We start from the raw sequence: 15,135 nt of genomic DNA, 5'->3' as shown, positions 1-15,135 counted from the left end.
TCCATGCCTCTCTCCCTACTCGCCCTGGCGGCCGGTGCCTTCGGCATCGGCACCACGGAATTCATCATCATGGGCTTGCTCACGCAGGTGAGCGAAGACCTGCACATATCCATTCCCGCCGCGGGCACGCTGATCTCGGGCTACGCCATCGGCGTGGCCGTGGGCGCGCCGGTGCTGACGCTGCTCACGCGGCAGTGGCCGCGCAAGCGCCTGCTGCTCGCGCTGATGCTGATCTTCATCGCCGGGAACGCGGCGGCCGTGGTGGCCCCCACCTACGGCTGGCTGCTGGCGGCGCGCGTGCTGACGGCGCTCACCCACGGCACCTTCTTCGGGGTCGGAGCGGTCGTGGCCACCGGGCTGGTGCCGCCGGAGAAAAAAGCCTCGGCCATCGCGCTCATGTTCTCGGGCCTCACCTTGGCCACGCTGCTGGGCGTGCCGGCGGGCGCCTGGATCGGCCAGCACTTCGGCTGGCGCATGGCCTTCGCCGCCGTGGCGGTCGTGGGCGTGGTGGCCCTGGCGATCCTCGCGGCCTTCGTGCCGGGCGACACGAGTCGCCCTGCCGCGACGCCGCTGCGGCAGGAACTCGCCGTGCTGGCGCGGGCGCAGGTATGGCTCGGCCTGGGCATCACGGTATTCGGTTTCGCCGGCGTGTTCGCGCTCTATACCTATGTGGAGCCGCTGCTCACCAAGGTGACGCACATGGACGGCACGTGGGTCGCCCTCACGCTACTGCTGTTCGGCGCGGGCCTTGCGGCCGGCAATCTGCTGGGCGGCAAGCTGGCCGACCGGGGCGTGATGCGGGCGCTGGCGCTGTCCATCGGCGCATTGATGCTGGTGCTGGTGGCCGGCCGCTGGGCCTTCGGCCATGCCGGCATCGCCATGGCCTACGTGATCGTGCTGGGCACCGCCGCGTTCGCCACCGTGGCCCCCATGCAGATGCGCGTCCTGGAGCAGGCCGGGCCCGAAGGCGCCACGCTGGCCTCCAGCCTCAACATCTCGGCCTTCAACCTGGGCAACGCCATCGGCGCATGGCTGGGCGGCCTGGTCATCGCGCAGGGCCTGGGTCTGCTTTCGGTAACCTGGGTGGCGGCCGCCCTCGCCGCGCTGGGACTGGCGCTGGTGGGCGCCAGCACCCGCAGCGAAGGACGCGCCCCGCTGCGGAGCGCCCCCGCCCGTGCCTGAGGGCGGTGGCGCCCGACAGGCTACCGCGCCAGCACGGGCCCCAGCGCCTTGCCCGTGTGCGTGCCCAGCCGCACCACGTCCTCCGGTGCGGCAGCGGCCACGATGCGGCCCCCTTCCCGGCCGCCTTCCGGTCCCAGGTCGAGAATCCAGTCGGCCTCGGCGATCACGTCCAGATCGTGCTCGATGACGACCACGCTGTGCCCGCCATCGACCAGCCGGTGCAGCACGCGGATCAGCTTATGCACGTCGGCCATGTGCAGGCCCACGGTGGGCTCGTCCAGCACGTACAGCGTGTGCGGCGCCTTCTGGCCACGGCGGCCGACCTCGTCGCGCACCTTGGTCAGTTCGGTCACCAGCTTGATGCGCTGCGCCTCGCCGCCCGACAGCGTCGGGCTGGGCTGGCCCAGCGTGAGGTAGCCCAGGCCGACGTCTTTCAGCAGTTGCAGCGGATGGGCGATGCTCGGCATGCTGGCGAAGAACTCCACCGCCTCGTCCACCTCCATCTGCAGCACGTCGCCGATGCTCTTGCCGCGCCATGACACCGCCAGCGTCTCGGGGTTGAAGCGCGCGCCGTGACAGGTTTCGCAGGGCACCTTCACATCGGGCAGGAAGCTCATGGCGATGGTGCGGATGCCCTGGCCTTCGCAGCTCGGGCAGCGGCCTTCGCCGGTGTTGAAGCTGAACCGCCCGGCCGCGTAGCCACGCGCCTTGGCCTCCAGCGTCTCAGCGAAGAGCTTGCGGATCGTGTCCCAGAAGCCGATGTAGGTCGCCGGGCAGCTGCGCGGCGTCTTGCCGATGGGGGTCTGGTCCACTTCCAGCACGCGGTCCACCGTCTCGAAGCCGGACAGGCCGGTGCAGCCCACGAGCGGCGGCGCCTTGCCGGCGTCCATCGCGTCGCGGCCGGCCTTGGTGGATCGCTGCTGCACCCAGGCCTGCACGTTGGCCAGCAGCACGTCGCGCGCCAGGGTCGATTTGCCCGAGCCGCTCACGCCGGTGACGGCCACCAGCCGGTTGAGCGGCACGCTGGCCGTCACGTGCTGCAGGTTGTGCAATTGCGCCCCGCGCACGGTGAGCCAGTGCTCGGGCTGGGCGGTTTTGGCATCGTTTTGGCCTTCTGCCGCCGTATTTTCTGCCTTGGTAGCTATTAAAAAAGTAGCATCCGAGCGAGCGACGTGCACCGGCGGCACCACGGGGCGGCGGGCCTGCAGCGGGTGCCGCATGGCGTGCAGCAGGTAGCGGCCGGTCTGCGAATCCTCGGCCGCGGCGATGTCCGCCACCGATCCCTGCGCCACCAGGCGGCCGCCGCGCTTGCCCGCGCTCGGGCCGATGTCGATGATGTGGTCGGCGCGGCGGATGGTGTCCTCGTCGTGCTCCACCACCACCAGCGTGTTGCCCTTGTCGCCCAGCTTGTGCAGGGCGTTCAGCAGGATCTGGTTGTCCCGCGCGTGCAGGCCGATGGTGGGCTCGTCCAGCACGTAGCACACGCCCTGCAGGTTGCTGCCCAGTTGCGCGGCCAGGCGGATGCGCTGCGCCTCGCCGCCTGACAGCGTGGGGGCGCCGCGGTCCAGCGTGAGGTAGCCCAGGCCCACCTCTTCCAGGAACTCGAGCCGGCTCTGGATCTCGGGGATCAGGTCGCGGGCGATGTCCGCCTCGCGCTGGCTCAGGCCTGCGCCCTGCTGCAGCGCTTCGATCCACTGGCGGATGTCGGTGACCGACAGCGCGGCGATGGCGGCGATGCCCACGCCCGCGCGGCCCGCGGCGGCGTTCTCGCCGAAGCGCACGGCCCGCGCCGTGGCGTTCAGCCGCGAGCCCTGGCAGGTGGGACAGGCCACGTCGGCCACGTCTTCGGCTTCGGGCTCGGCGAAGGTCTGCTCGCGGCCCTTTTCCTTGTCGTCCTGCACCGAGTCATCGAACACTTTGCGCTGCTCCTTGGTGAGCTTGACGCCCGTGCCCACGCAGTCGGGGCACCAGCCATGCTTGCTGTTGTACGAGAACAGGCGCGGGTCGAGTTCGGCGTAGCTCGTGGCGCACACGGGGCAGGCGCGCTTGGTGGAAAACGCCTGCAGCGTACCGATGTGCGCGGTGGCGCCGCCCGCCAGCATGGCGTCCTTCAAGCCGTCCAGCTGGCTCAGCACGTGCACGACCCCCTTGCCCAGCTCCAGCGCCCGAGCGAGCGACGAGCGCAGCAGGCCCTCGTTCTCGGGCGACACGTCCAGGCTGGCCACGGGCAGCTCGATCGTGTGTTCCTTGAAACGGTCGATGCGCGGAAAGCCCGTGGTCGGCAAGAACTGCCCGTCCACCCGCAGGTGGGTGTAGCCCCGCGGGCGCGCCCAGTCGGCCAGCTCGGTGTACACGCCCTTGCGGTTCATCACCAGTGGCGCCAGCAAGCCGATGTGCTGGCCCTTGAAATGGCGCAGCAGCTGCGCGGCGATGCTGTCGGGCGTCTGCGGCTGCACGGCGGCACCGTCGTAGATGCAGTGCTGCACGCCCAGCTTCACGTAGAGCAGGCGCAGGAAGTGCCAGACCTCGGTCGTCGTGCCGACCGTGCTCTTGCGGCCGCCGCGCGACAGGCGCTGCTCGATCGCTACCGTGGGCGGAATGCCGTACACGGCGTCCACCTCGGGCCGGCCCGCCGGCTGCACGATGGAGCGCGCATAGGCGTTGAGCGATTCGAGGTAGCGGCGCTGGCCTTCGTTGAACAGGATGTCGAACGCCAGCGTCGATTTGCCCGAGCCCGACACGCCGGTGATCACGTTGAACTGCCCACGCGGAATGTCCACGCTCAGGTTCTTGAGGTTGTGTTCCTTGGCGTTGACGATTTCAATGGCGTTTTTGGCCGGTGGCGCAACAGCCGCCTGCGCGAGCAGCTTCTCTTTTCGTAGCACCGCAGCCTTTTCGTGCACCGAGTGCCCACCCTCGCCCAGGGCCTGCTCGTACTCGCGCAGCGCCTGCCCGGTGTGCGAGGTGCGGTGCTGGCGCACGTCTTCGGGCGTGCCTTCGGCCACCAGCAGGCCGCCGCCGTCGCCGCCCTCGGGACCGAGGTCGATGATCCAGTCGCTGGCGCGGATCACGTCCAGGTTGTGCTCGATGACGATGAGCGAATGCCCGGCGTCCAGCAGCTTGCGCAGGGCGCGCATCAGCTTGGCGATGTCGTCGAAATGCAGGCCGGTGGTCGGCTCGTCGAACAAAAACAGCGTGCCCTTGCGCGCCAGCGGCTGGCGCGACTTGGATTCGCTGCGCGCCGCCTCGGCCAGGAAGCCCGCCAGCTTCAAGCGCTGCGCCTCGCCGCCCGAGAGCGTGGGCACGGGCTGGCCGAGCTTCACGTATTCGAGCCCCACGTCCACGATGGGCTGCAGGGCGCGGATCACGTCGCGGTCCGCGGCGAACAGCGAGGCGGCTTCGCTCACGGTGAGGTTGAGCACATCGGCCACGTTGAAGGACCGCCCGCCGCGCTCGATGGTGACTTCCAGAATCTCCGGCCGATAGCGCTTGCCGTCGCAATCGGGGCAGCGCAGGTACACGTCCGACAGGAACTGCATCTCCACGTGCTCGAAGCCTGAGCCGCCGCAGGTCGGGCATCGCCCGTCGCCCGAGTTGAAGCTGAACTTGGCCGCCGTGTAGCTGCGCTGGCGCGACAGCGGCGCCACGGCGAACAGCTCGCGCACCGCGTCCCACGCGCCCACATAGCTCACGGGGTTGGAGCGCGCCGTCTTGCCGATGGGCGATTGGTCCACGAAGACGACCTCGCCCAGGTGGTCGGCGCCCAGCAGGCGGTCGTGCGCGCCGGGCGTTTCCGTCGCCTTGCCGAAGTGGCGCAGCAGCGCGGGGGCCAGCACGTCCTGGATCAGGCTCGACTTGCCCGAGCCGCTCACGCCGGTCACAGTGACCAGCCGCTGCAGCGGGAACTCTACCGACACGTTCTGCAGGTTGTGCTCGCGCGCGCCTTCCAGGATGAGGCGCGGCGTCGATTCGGTCACGCGTCGCTGGTAGCCCATGCCGATCTGCTTGGTACCGCCCAGGTACTGGCCGGTGAGCGTGTCGGCGCGGCGCAGGTCGGCCGTGGTGCCGTCGAACACGATGGAGCCGCCGCGCTCGCCGGGGCCGGGCCCCATGTCGATCACACGGTCGGCCGCCAGCATGACGGCCGGGTCGTGCTCCACCACCACCAGCGTGTTGCCAGCGTCGCGCAGGCGCAGCATGGCTTCGGTGATGCGGTGCATGTCGCGCGGGTGCAGACCGATGCTGGGCTCGTCCAGCACGAACAGCGTGTTCACCAGCGAAGTGCCCAGCGCCGTGGTCAGGTTGATACGCTGCACCTCGCCGCCGCTGAGGGTGCGGCTTTGCCGGTCCAGCGTGAGGTAGCCGATGCCCACGTCGCACAGGTATTTGAGGCGCGTGGTGATCTCTTCATGCAGCAGCTTCAGCGCCTGCGCATCGCCGCCCGCGGCGGCATCGCCCTCGGGCAGTTCCATGCGGTCGAAGAAGCGCCGCAGCCGGTCGATGGGCAGCAGCATCAGGTCGTGCAGGCACAGGCCGGGCAGTGCTTCGAGCTGCGCGCGGCTCCATTGCACGCCCTGGGGCATGAAACGGCGAGCGGGGTCGATTGCCGCGTCGGCGTCTTCCTTGCTGCCCACGCGCCACAGCAGGCTCTCGGTCTTCAAGCGCGCGCCGGCGCAGGTGGGGCATGGCGTATAGCTGCGGTACTTGGACAGCAGCACGCGGATGTGCATCTTGTAGGCCTTGCTCTCCAGGTATTCAAAGAAGCGCTTGATGCCGTACCACTGCTTGCTCCATTGCCCGTCCTTGTAGCCGGGAGCGCCGCCGATGACCCACTGTTTCTGGTCGTCGGTGAGCTTGTACCAGGGCGTGTCGCGCGGAATGCCGGCGGTTTCGGCATGCCGCATGAGGTCGTCCTGCGCCTCTTTCCACGCGGGCGTCTGGATGGTCTTGATCGCCCCGGCACGCAGCGTGAGCTTTTCGTTGGGGATCACCAAGCCGTAGTCCACGCCGATCACGCGGCCGAAGCCGCGGCAGGTGTCGCACGCGCCCACGGCGGAATTGAATGAGAACATCGAGGGGATCGGCTCGCTGTAGCGCAGGTCGCTGTCCGGGCAATGCAGCCCGGTGGAAAAGCGCCAGAGTTCCGGCTCGCCCTCGTCCACGAGGCGGTACACGTTCAGCCGGCCCGTGCCACGCTTGATCGCCACCTCGATGGCTTCCACCACGCGCGCCTTCTCGGCGGTGCCCAGGCGGAACCGGTCGGCCACCACGTCCAGCAGCTTGCGCGGGCCGGTAGGCGTCGCGACCTCGCGCTCAGCCTGCACCTTGGTGAATCCGCTGGCGGACAGCCATTGCTCGACCTGCTCAGGCGACGTGTTGACCGGCAGTTCGACCGGAAAGGTCAGGACGATGCGCGGATCGCCAGCTTCTGCGCAGCGGCGCTGCAGTTCAGCGTAGATGGTTTCCGGCGAATCGTGGCGCACCGGCTGCGCGGTCTGGCGGTCGAACAGTTGCCCGGCGCGGGCAAAGAGCAGCTTCAGGTGGTCGTTCAGCTCGGTCATCGTGCCGACCGTGGAGCGGCTGGAGCGCACCGGATTGGTCTGGTCGATGGCAATGGCGGGCGGCACGCCTTCCACCTTGTCCACGGCCGGCTTGTCCATGCGGTCCAGGAACTGGCGCGCGTAGGCGCTGAAGGTTTCCACGTAGCGGCGCTGGCCCTCGGCATAGAGGGTGTCGAACACGAGGCTGGATTTGCCCGAACCGCTCGGGCCCGTGACCACCGTCAGCTCGCCCGTGCGAATGTCCAGATCGAGGTTCTTGAGGTTGTGCTGGCGTGCGCCGTGGATGCGGATCAATCCCTGGGTCATCGGGGGTCTTTCGGGTGGGGAGGCGGAGCATTCTATGGACTGCGGCCGCGTGCAGGAGGTAGGGCGTTTTCCCATATCGGGGCGACTCGGCCATTGGCAACCGCCCCCGCCTGATGGAATAGGCCTGGCACTCAGGGTGTTACCGGTTGTCACCAATTGCCAAGTGCGGCATGGTGCCGGTCAGGCGGAGGGCTTTTCTCCGCAGTCTTTTACGGATTCGACAGGAGACACCATGAACCTCATGCGCAAAACCGGCGTGGCGCTGCTGCTGGCAGGCTTGCTGTCCGCCGCCCAGGCACAGATTCTCATCGGCCAGACGGCGGGGTTCACGGGGGCCGTGGCGTCCGGGGTGCAGGAAACGACCGACGGCGCCAAGCTCTACATCGACTCCGTCAATGCGCGTGGCGGCGTGCTGGGCCAGAAGGTGGAACTCATCTCGCTGGACGACAAGTTCGACCCGCAACTGGCCGCCGCCAACGCCCGCAAGCTGATCGAAGAGCAGAACGTCTCTGCCCTGTTCCTTACCCGCGGCACCCCCCATACCGAAGCCATCATTCCGCTGCTGGACAAATACGGCGTGGCCCTGGTCGGCCCCTCCACCGGCGCCATGGTGCTGCACAAACCCGTGCGCAAGAACGTCTTCAACGTGCGCGCCACCTACCAGCGCGAAGCCGAAAAGGCCATCTCCCACTTGGTCTCCATGGGCATCACCAAGATCGCCGTGGTGCAGGCGGACGACAGCTTCGGGGCCGACGGCATGATGGGCGCGCAAAAAGGCCTGGAAGCCGCCAAGCTCAAGGCCGTGCTGCAGGAAAAGTTCGACCGCTCCAAGCCGGACTTCGGCCCTATCGCGCCCAAGATCGTGCAGTCGCAGGCCCAGGCCGTGCTGATGATCGCCTCCGGCACCGCCGTGGCGGAAGGCTATGCCGCGTTCCGCGCGGCCGGCTCGGGCGCGCAGATGGTCACGCTGTCCAACAACGCCTCGGCGGGCTTCGCCAAGAGCCTGGGCGCCAATGCACGCGGCGTGATCGTCACCCAGGTGTTTCCCAACGAGCGCGCCATGAACTTCCCCCTGGTGCGCGAAGCGCAGGAACTGGCCAAGGCCCAGGGCAAGGAAATCAGCCCCGCCATGCTGGAAGGCTACGCCGCCGCGAAAGTGCTGGTGGAAGGCCTGCGCCGCGCCGGCCCCAAACCCACCCGCGAGCGCATCCAGGCCGCGCTGGAAACCCTGCAGAAGTTCGACCTGGGCGGCCTGGAGGTCAACTTCAGCCCCGAAGACCACACGGGGCTGGACTTTGCCGACCTGTCCATCATCGGCACGGATGGCAAGTTCCGCCGCTGAGCAGGGCTGACCAGGACCGCGGCTGACAGGACGCGGCTGACGAAGGAGGCGGCGGACGGGCCGCACGACAGGCGGCCAGGCCATTCCGTGTCGAGTACACGGCGCTGATGCTTCGCCCGTGAATCGCCTTCAGTGCTTGGCGCGGCAATGGCCCAGCGCCGCAGCGGGATATGGTGGAAGTCACCCGGGAGCGGCACAATCCCCGTGCCTTTGGGTTAACCGCTGCTTGCCTGAGAGTATCTTTGCAGCCCTGCAAAGCCGGCGCGGCGGAATCTCCACCCCCTGAATCAACCTCCATGAATTCCCTTCAAAAACTCAGCACCGGCCTCGTGCTGGCCGCATGGCTGTCGGCCGCGCCTGCGCAGATCCTCATCGGACAGACGGCAGGCTTCACAGGAACGGTCGCGGCGGGGGTGCAGGAAACCACCGACGGTGCCAAGCTGTATCTGGACGCGGTCAACGCGCGCGGCGGCATCCACGGCCAGAAGGTGCAACTCATTTCGCTGGACGACAAGCTCGACCCCACGCTGGCCGCGGCCAACGCCCGCAAGCTGATCGAAGAGCAGCACGTTTCCGCCCTTTTCCTCACGCGCGGCACGCCGCCGACCGAGGCCGTCATTCCCGTCCTGGACCAGCACGGCGTCGCCCTCGTCGGTCCGTCCACCGGCGCCATGGCACTGCACAGGCCGGTGCGCAAGAACGTGTTCAACGTGCGAGCGCCCTACCAGCGCGAAGCGGAGAAAGCCATCGCGCACCTGGTGTCCATCGGCATCACCAAGATCGCCGTGGTCCACGCGGACGACACCTTCGGCGCGGACGGACTGGCCGGTGCCCAGACAGGGCTGGACAACGCCAAGCTCAAGGCGGTGCTGCAGGAAAAGGTCGACCGCACCAAACCAGACTTCTCGGCCCTCGTGCCCAAAATCGTTCAGTCGCAGGCCCAGGCCGTGCTGATGATCGCCTCCAGCACTGCCGTGGCGGAGGGCTACAAGGCGCTCCGCGCGGCCGGCTCCGCCGCACAACTGGCCACGCTGTCGAACAACGCCTCGGCAGGTTTTGCCAAAAGCCTGGGCGAGAATGCGCGTGGGGTGATCGTCACGCAGGTGTTCCCCAACGAGCGGGCCGTGAACCTGGCGCTGGTGAGCGAGGCCCACGACCTGGCCAAGGCGCAGGGCAAGGAAGTCAGCCCCGCCATGCTGGAGGGCTTCGCCGCCGCCAAGGTGCTGGTGGAGGGCCTGCGCCGCGCTGGCCCCAAGCCCACGCGAGAACGCATCCGCACCGCCCTGGAGGGGCTGCAGAAGTTCGATCTGGGCGGACTGGAATTGAGCTTCGGCCCCGATGACCACACGGGGCTGGACTTTGCCGAGCTATCGATCATTGGAGCGGACGGGAAATTCAGGCGCTGAGACACCGGCGAGGGTGAAGGACAAGGTGGCAGTGGCAGCGACAGGCCTGGTCGGCCGTCCTAGCCGCTGAAGCGCCACGCGCCCAATCCACAAAACACAAAAGACAAAGGCCGGCCAGTTCCTGAGAACTGGCCGGCCTTCGGCTTTTTGGCGGAGCCGAATGCCCGGGCGAATCAGCCCGGCATCTGGTCCTACCGCTTCAAGACGCGCTGCTGGCGGCGGATGCGGGCATTGCGGGCACCGACGCCGGAGTGCTGGCCGCAGGCGCAGCGGTTTCAGGCACGTGAACCGCATCGGCCCCATGTTTTTCACCGCTCATGTCCACTTTGTCTCCGGCTTTCATGATGACGAAGAGCGACAGCGCAGCAAACAGAACGAAGCCCACGACGATTTTCCACATACCTATCTCCTTTTTGAATGAACAGAACGGCCGAAACGGTTGAAAAAAAGCCCCACACCCCTTTCGGGATGTGAGGCTCTGTTTGCGTGGAGCGCCTGGCTGGCGGCCGAAGCCACCTGCGAAGCGACGTCCATCAGCAATTAGAAAGCGTGGCGAACACCCACTGCCACGGAGCTGAAGTCAGCGCCGGCGATACCGGTCATGTAAGCAGCGTTGCGGCTGTTGTTGACCTTCGTGTAGTAGCCGTACACCTTGGTGCGCTTGCTCAGGTTGTAGTTGTAGCCCAGCGTGTATTGCGTAGCAGCGCTGTCAGACACGTTCTTGTACTTGCCGGCACGGCCCACGTTCACGTGGAATTCCGAAGCGCCCATCAGGTAGGCACCCGACAGACGGAAGGTGTTGCGCTTGCCGCCGTTCAGGACGTATGCGTCTTCGTCACGTTGGTAGTAGCCACCGAACATGAACGAACCCATCGTGTACAGGCCGCGCAGTGCGAACTGGTTCACGTCGCCTTGCTTGCTGTAGCCAGCGCCCAGGGCCAGAGCGCCCAGGTTGTAGTTGGCAGCCAGGTCATAGGCGTTCTTCACGCCGACGGCTTGCTCGTGCAGAGCCACGGCGCCTTCGACGGTCAGGCCGCCGAAGTCAGGGGTGCGGTAGGAAATCTTGTTGGCATCGGGCATCACGTAGGCGTAGAACGCGTCGGACGACGAACCGGTGTCGTGGTTGTGCAGGCTGACGTAGTCGGCCGTAGCGTAGTAGGACTCAGCCGTGAAGCGGCCCAGACGCAGGGCGCCGAAACCACCCGACAGGTTCACTTCGCTCTGACGGGCGAAGAAGCCACGTGCGTCGGAAGAACCGGTGTCGGAAGCGAAGCCGCTTTCCAGTTGGAAGCCAGCCTTCAGGCCGCCGCCGAGGTCTTCCGTGCCCTTGAAACCAAAACGCGAAGCGTTGTTGAACAGACCGGTGGTCTTGGTGTCGCCCACTTCTTGGCGTTCCACCGTGGTGTTCACACGGCCATACAGCGTGACGCTGCTTTGAGCGAAGGCAGCGGTGCTACCCAGGAGAGCCAGCACAGCCAGTGCCAAACGATTCGTCTTTTGCATGTGATTTCCTTGAATGCTTTTATTCATCAGATGGTTTGGTAGGCACTGCAGAGCGGGTGGCCGCCGGGCGTTGGTGCAACTACTTACGAAATTTTAGGTGTTGCTGCCCAAATACCAGCATGCAAAGTCACTTTGATAACAGCCTTGATGCATTACCACCACACTTTGGCGTTTTTTGCCAACACATGGCCCTCTTTCCGCGCTGCGGACCACTGAATTGCAGTGGTCCGCCAAAGCGCAGAGGAACAAGTTCAATCGTTCGCGTAAATATCCACGTCCTTGGTTTCGCGGATGAACAGCGTGCCGATGATGGCCGTGGCGCCCGCGATGATGATGGGATACCAGAGGCCGTTGTACATGTTGCCGGTCTGGGCCACGATCGCGAACGAGGTGGTGGGCAGCAGGCCGCCGAACCAGCCGTTGCCGATGTGATACGGCAGGCTCATGGACGTGTAGCGGATGCGAGTGGGGAACATCTCCACCAGCATGGCGGCGATCGGGCCGTACACCATGGTCACGAGCAGCACGAGGTACGTCAGGATGACGACCATCATCAGCTTGTTCATCTTGGCGGGATCGGCCTTGGTCGGATAGCCGTCGGCCTTCAGCGTGTCGGCCACCGCTTTCTTGAACTCGGCGTCCTTGGCCTTGACCTGATCGGCCGGCAAGCCCTTGGCGCTGTAGCTCGGGATGGTCGTCGAGCCGATCTTGATCACCGCAGGCGTGCCGGCGGGGGCCACTTCGTTGTCATAGCTCACCGAGCCGGCGGCCAGCACCTGCTTGGCGATGTCGCACGAACTGGTGAACTTGGACGTGCCGGTCGGGTTGAACTGGAACGAGCACTCGGCCGGGTCGGCCACGATCACCACCTTGTTCTTGGCCTGGGCAGCGGCGAGGTCGGGGTTGGCCGCTTCGGTCAGGGCCTTGAACACGGGGAAGTACGTCAGGACGGCCAGCACACAGCCGACCATGATGATGGGCTTGCGGCCGATCTTGTCGGAGAGCGTGCCGAACACGACGAAGAACGGCGTGCCGATCAACAGCGCGGCGGCGATCATCAGGTTGGCCGTGACGGCATCCACCTTGAGCTGCTGCGTGAGGAAGAACAGCGCGTAGAACTGGCCCGTGTACCAGACCACGGCCTGGCCGGCGGTCAGGCCGATCAGCGCCAGGATCACGATCTTCAGATTTTTCCATTGGCCGAACGATTCGGACAGCGGCGCCTTGGAGGTCTTGCCCTCGGCCTTCATCTTCTGGAAGGCGGGGGATTCGGACAGCGACAAGCGGATCCACACCGAGATGCCCAGCAGCAGGATGGACACCAGGAACGGAATGCGCCAGCCCCAGTCTCCGAAGGCCTGTTCGCCCATGATCGTGCGCGTGCCCAGAATCACCAGCAGCGACAGGAACAGGCCCAGCGTGGCGGTGGTCTGGATCCAGGACGTGTAGGCGCCGCGCTTGCCGTGCGGCGCATGCTCGGCCACATAGGTCGCGGCACCACCGTATTCGCCACCGAGCGCCAGGCCCTGCAGCATGCGCAGCGCGATCAGGATGACCGGCGCTGCCACGCCGATGCTGGCGTAGGTCGGCAGGATGCCCACGATGAACGTGGACAGGCCCATGATCAGGATGGTGACGAGGAAGGTGTACTTGCGCCCGATCATGTCGCCCAGGCGGCCGAACACCAGCGCGCCGAAGGGCCGCACAATGAAGCCCGCAGCGAACGCCAGCAGCGCGAAGATGAAGGCCGAGCCCGCATCCAGGCCGCTGAAGAACTGCTTGGCGATGATGGCCGCGAGCGAGCCGTAGAGGTAGAAGTCATACCACTCGAACACAGTGCCCAGCGACGAGGCAAAGATGACTTTTCTTTCTTCCGGCGACATGGGCCGGGGTGCAACATTGGTAGCCATGGTGCTTGTCTCCATAGGTTGTCGGGGGGACGCGGGAATGCACGGTGCGATGGGGTTTCCGGGCACTCGTCGCAACCTGGACCGCAATATCGGACGCGCATCTGACCGAACACTGACAAGCACGCAGCACCGTCCGGCACGCCGGACTGACTCGCAACTGACAAACCGAGGGCCAACCCTGACCCGCCATTTCTCGATGCGGTAAATCGGGGCCTAAAACAGCCGAAATGCCGCTCGCCAAGCCTTTGCGCCGGCCTGTGCGGCATTGCACCGCCACGGGAAAACCCTGCCGGGGACTAACCCTGAAATGGTGGGAACTTCAAGGAAATCGGCCACCCATGCGCTTTGAGCGGAGCCGGCGCCTTGCGCAGCATGGCGATCCGCCAAGACTCCGTGGGCGGAATTTCAAGCCGCCGCAGGCGGCAAGCCCGAGGGCAACGCCTCGGCACCACCCCAGGCGGGGCCTTCGAACCAGGGATCGCCGGCCAGGCAGGCGCGCAGCATCGGCAGGCTGTCCAGTCCCCAGAACAGACGGCCATCCACTTCGAACGCCGGTACGCCGAACACGCCGCGCTGCGCCGCTGCATCGGTGTTGGCGCGCAGCAGTGCCTTGGCGTTGGTGCCGGCGGGCTGGGCGGCGCCGGGCCGCACCTGTGGCGCCAGGGCTTCGGCCAGGGCCTGCAGCCGCGCCGGATCGTTGGCGTCGTGGCCGCCCAGCCATACGTGGCGCAGTATGGTGCTGGCCACGAAACGGTTGACGGCGCCGTCATCGCTGCAGGCCAGCGCCTGGCGCAGCAGCGGCAGCGGGTTGAACGGGTGCTGCGCCGGCATCGCGAGGCCTGTGCCCAGGGAATGGCCGAGCCACTCCGCATGCCGATAGGTCCACAGCCGCTTGGCCGGAATGCCGGCCGGGCCGGGGTTGCCGTTGCGCTGCAGCAGCGCGCCCAGCAGCACGGGACGGTATTCGACGCTGTAGCTCAATCCTTCCAGGGCCTGCGGCAGTTGCTCGAACGCCAGCCAGGCATACGGAGAGACGAAGTCCAGATAGAAGGTGATGTGCTTCACGGCAAGTCCTCGAACGGAGACGGTGGCGGAAACTCGAAGCCCGCGCGCTGCGCCAAACGGCCCCAGATGGCGCGGCGCTCGGCGGAATCGGCGCCGGCCCACACACGGATTTCGTCCAGGGTGCGAAAGCAGCCGTCGCAGAACGTGCCATCGGCCGAGAGGCGGCACACCGAGATGCAGGGCGAGGGCACGCCCTCACCGCTGTTCTCGTCAAAATAGCCTCCAGCGCCCAGCAGCATTGCGCGAGCAGCTATCGATTCAGTAGCACTCATGCGGCCACCGGTGCCTGCACGACATCGACCACGGGGGCGCCGGTGAGTTTTTCGAGGTCTTGCGGGCGCAGCGCGAAAACGCTGTGCGGGTGGCCGGCGGCCGCCCAGATCTCCTCGAAGCGGAACAGCTCGCGGTCGATCAGCGTGACGGGCGGCGTCGCGTGGCCCACCGGGGACACCCCGCCGATCGAAAAACCCGTGCGCGCCTTGACGAACTCGGCGTCGGCCCGGCCGATCTTGCCCACGTGCGCCTCGACCTTCTTTTCATCCACGCGCCGGTCGCCCGAGGTGACCACCAGCACGGCGGCGTCATCGCTCTTGCGCCGGAAGATGATGCTCTTGGCAACCTGGCCGACGAGGATGCCCAGCGCATCGGCCGCTTGCTGCGCGGTGCGCGCTGCATCGTCCAGCATGCGCGGCATGTGCGGATGGCCCAGCGTCTGCAGCGTGGAAGCCACGCGCTGGACGCCTTCGGGAAGAGGAATGAGTTCGGCTGCGCACATGGAGATCTCTCAGAGCCCGAAGGCCGATGGTCCAAAGCCGTGAATCTTAGCGACGGCCACCGCCGGGCGCAGCCCCGCGCGCGAC

Annotated in this window: 10 protein-coding genes; 3 read left to right on the top strand and 7 right to left on the bottom strand. The window is 66.7% G+C overall.

The annotated features are described in order from the left end of the window. Nucleotides 1-3: 3 nt before the first annotated feature. The gene (locus BLT03_RS19955; protein ID WP_092745519.1) at nucleotides 4-1,182 is read left to right on the top strand and encodes an MFS transporter; all 1,179 of its coding nucleotides are present in this window, start codon (nucleotides 4-6) and stop codon (nucleotides 1,180-1,182) included. Nucleotides 1,183-1,202: 20 nt separating this feature from the next. Here the strand turns inward: BLT03_RS19955 and uvrA are convergent, their stop codons facing one another. Continuing rightward, nucleotides 1,203-7,049 (bottom strand): excinuclease ABC subunit UvrA, encoded by a 5,847-nt coding sequence (gene uvrA / locus BLT03_RS19950; RefSeq protein ID WP_092745518.1) that lies wholly within the window; start codon nucleotides 7,047-7,049, stop codon nucleotides 1,203-1,205. A gap of 232 nt (nucleotides 7,050-7,281) precedes the next feature. On the opposite strand from uvrA, the gene BLT03_RS19945 reads away from it, so the two are divergent. Both BLT03_RS19945 and BLT03_RS19940 read left to right on the top strand, forming a co-directional pair. Next, nucleotides 7,282-8,391 carry an ABC transporter substrate-binding protein gene (locus BLT03_RS19945; RefSeq protein ID WP_434802419.1) on the top strand — a complete coding sequence of 370 codons (1,110 nt, stop codon included), beginning with the start codon at nucleotides 7,282-7,284 and terminating at the stop codon, nucleotides 8,389-8,391. Nucleotides 8,392-8,687: 296 nt separating this feature from the next. Then, nucleotides 8,688-9,797, top strand: coding sequence for an ABC transporter substrate-binding protein (locus BLT03_RS19940; RefSeq protein ID WP_092745517.1), 1,110 nt, complete (start codon nucleotides 8,688-8,690; stop codon nucleotides 9,795-9,797). 199 nt (nucleotides 9,798-9,996) lie between these two features. Here the strand turns inward: BLT03_RS19940 and BLT03_RS19935 are convergent, their stop codons facing one another. The 6 genes from BLT03_RS19935 to BLT03_RS19910 all read right to left on the bottom strand — a co-directional run bounded on the left by BLT03_RS19935 (nucleotide 9,997) and on the right by BLT03_RS19910 (nucleotide 15,050). Continuing rightward, nucleotides 9,997-10,197 carry a hypothetical protein gene (locus tag BLT03_RS19935; RefSeq protein ID WP_092745516.1) on the bottom strand — a complete coding sequence of 67 codons (201 nt, stop codon included), beginning with the start codon at nucleotides 10,195-10,197 and terminating at the stop codon, nucleotides 9,997-9,999. Nucleotides 10,198-10,337: 140 nt separating this feature from the next. Next, nucleotides 10,338-11,300, bottom strand: coding sequence for a porin (locus BLT03_RS19930; RefSeq protein WP_092745515.1), 963 nt, complete (start codon nucleotides 11,298-11,300; stop codon nucleotides 10,338-10,340). A gap of 251 nt (nucleotides 11,301-11,551) precedes the next feature. After that, nucleotides 11,552-13,210 (bottom strand): MFS transporter, encoded by a 1,659-nt coding sequence (locus tag BLT03_RS19925; protein WP_092745550.1) that lies wholly within the window; start codon nucleotides 13,208-13,210, stop codon nucleotides 11,552-11,554. A 405-nt stretch (nucleotides 13,211-13,615) separates the two neighbouring features. Beyond that, the gene (locus tag BLT03_RS19920) at nucleotides 13,616-14,275 is read right to left on the bottom strand and encodes a 2-hydroxychromene-2-carboxylate isomerase (RefSeq protein ID WP_092745514.1); all 660 of its coding nucleotides are present in this window, start codon (nucleotides 14,273-14,275) and stop codon (nucleotides 13,616-13,618) included. Continuing rightward, on the bottom strand, nucleotides 14,272-14,547 hold the full coding sequence (locus BLT03_RS19915) for a DUF1289 domain-containing protein (RefSeq protein WP_092745513.1): 276 nt from the start codon (nucleotides 14,545-14,547) through the stop codon (nucleotides 14,272-14,274). The genes BLT03_RS19920 and BLT03_RS19915 overlap by 4 nt, the downstream gene beginning before the upstream one ends. Beyond that, entirely contained in the window at nucleotides 14,544-15,050 is a 507-nt protein-coding gene (locus BLT03_RS19910; RefSeq protein WP_092745512.1) for a YbaK/EbsC family protein, read from the bottom strand. The genes BLT03_RS19915 and BLT03_RS19910 overlap by 4 nt, the downstream gene beginning before the upstream one ends. Between the last annotated feature and the right edge of the window lie 85 nt (nucleotides 15,051-15,135).

This window comes from Paracidovorax valerianellae (assembly GCF_900102625.1).
GTDB lineage: Bacteria > Pseudomonadota > Gammaproteobacteria > Burkholderiales > Burkholderiaceae_C > Paracidovorax > Paracidovorax valerianellae.
Note: the sequence above shows the minus strand (reverse complement) of the source record. Positions and strands in the feature narration are given on the sequence as shown.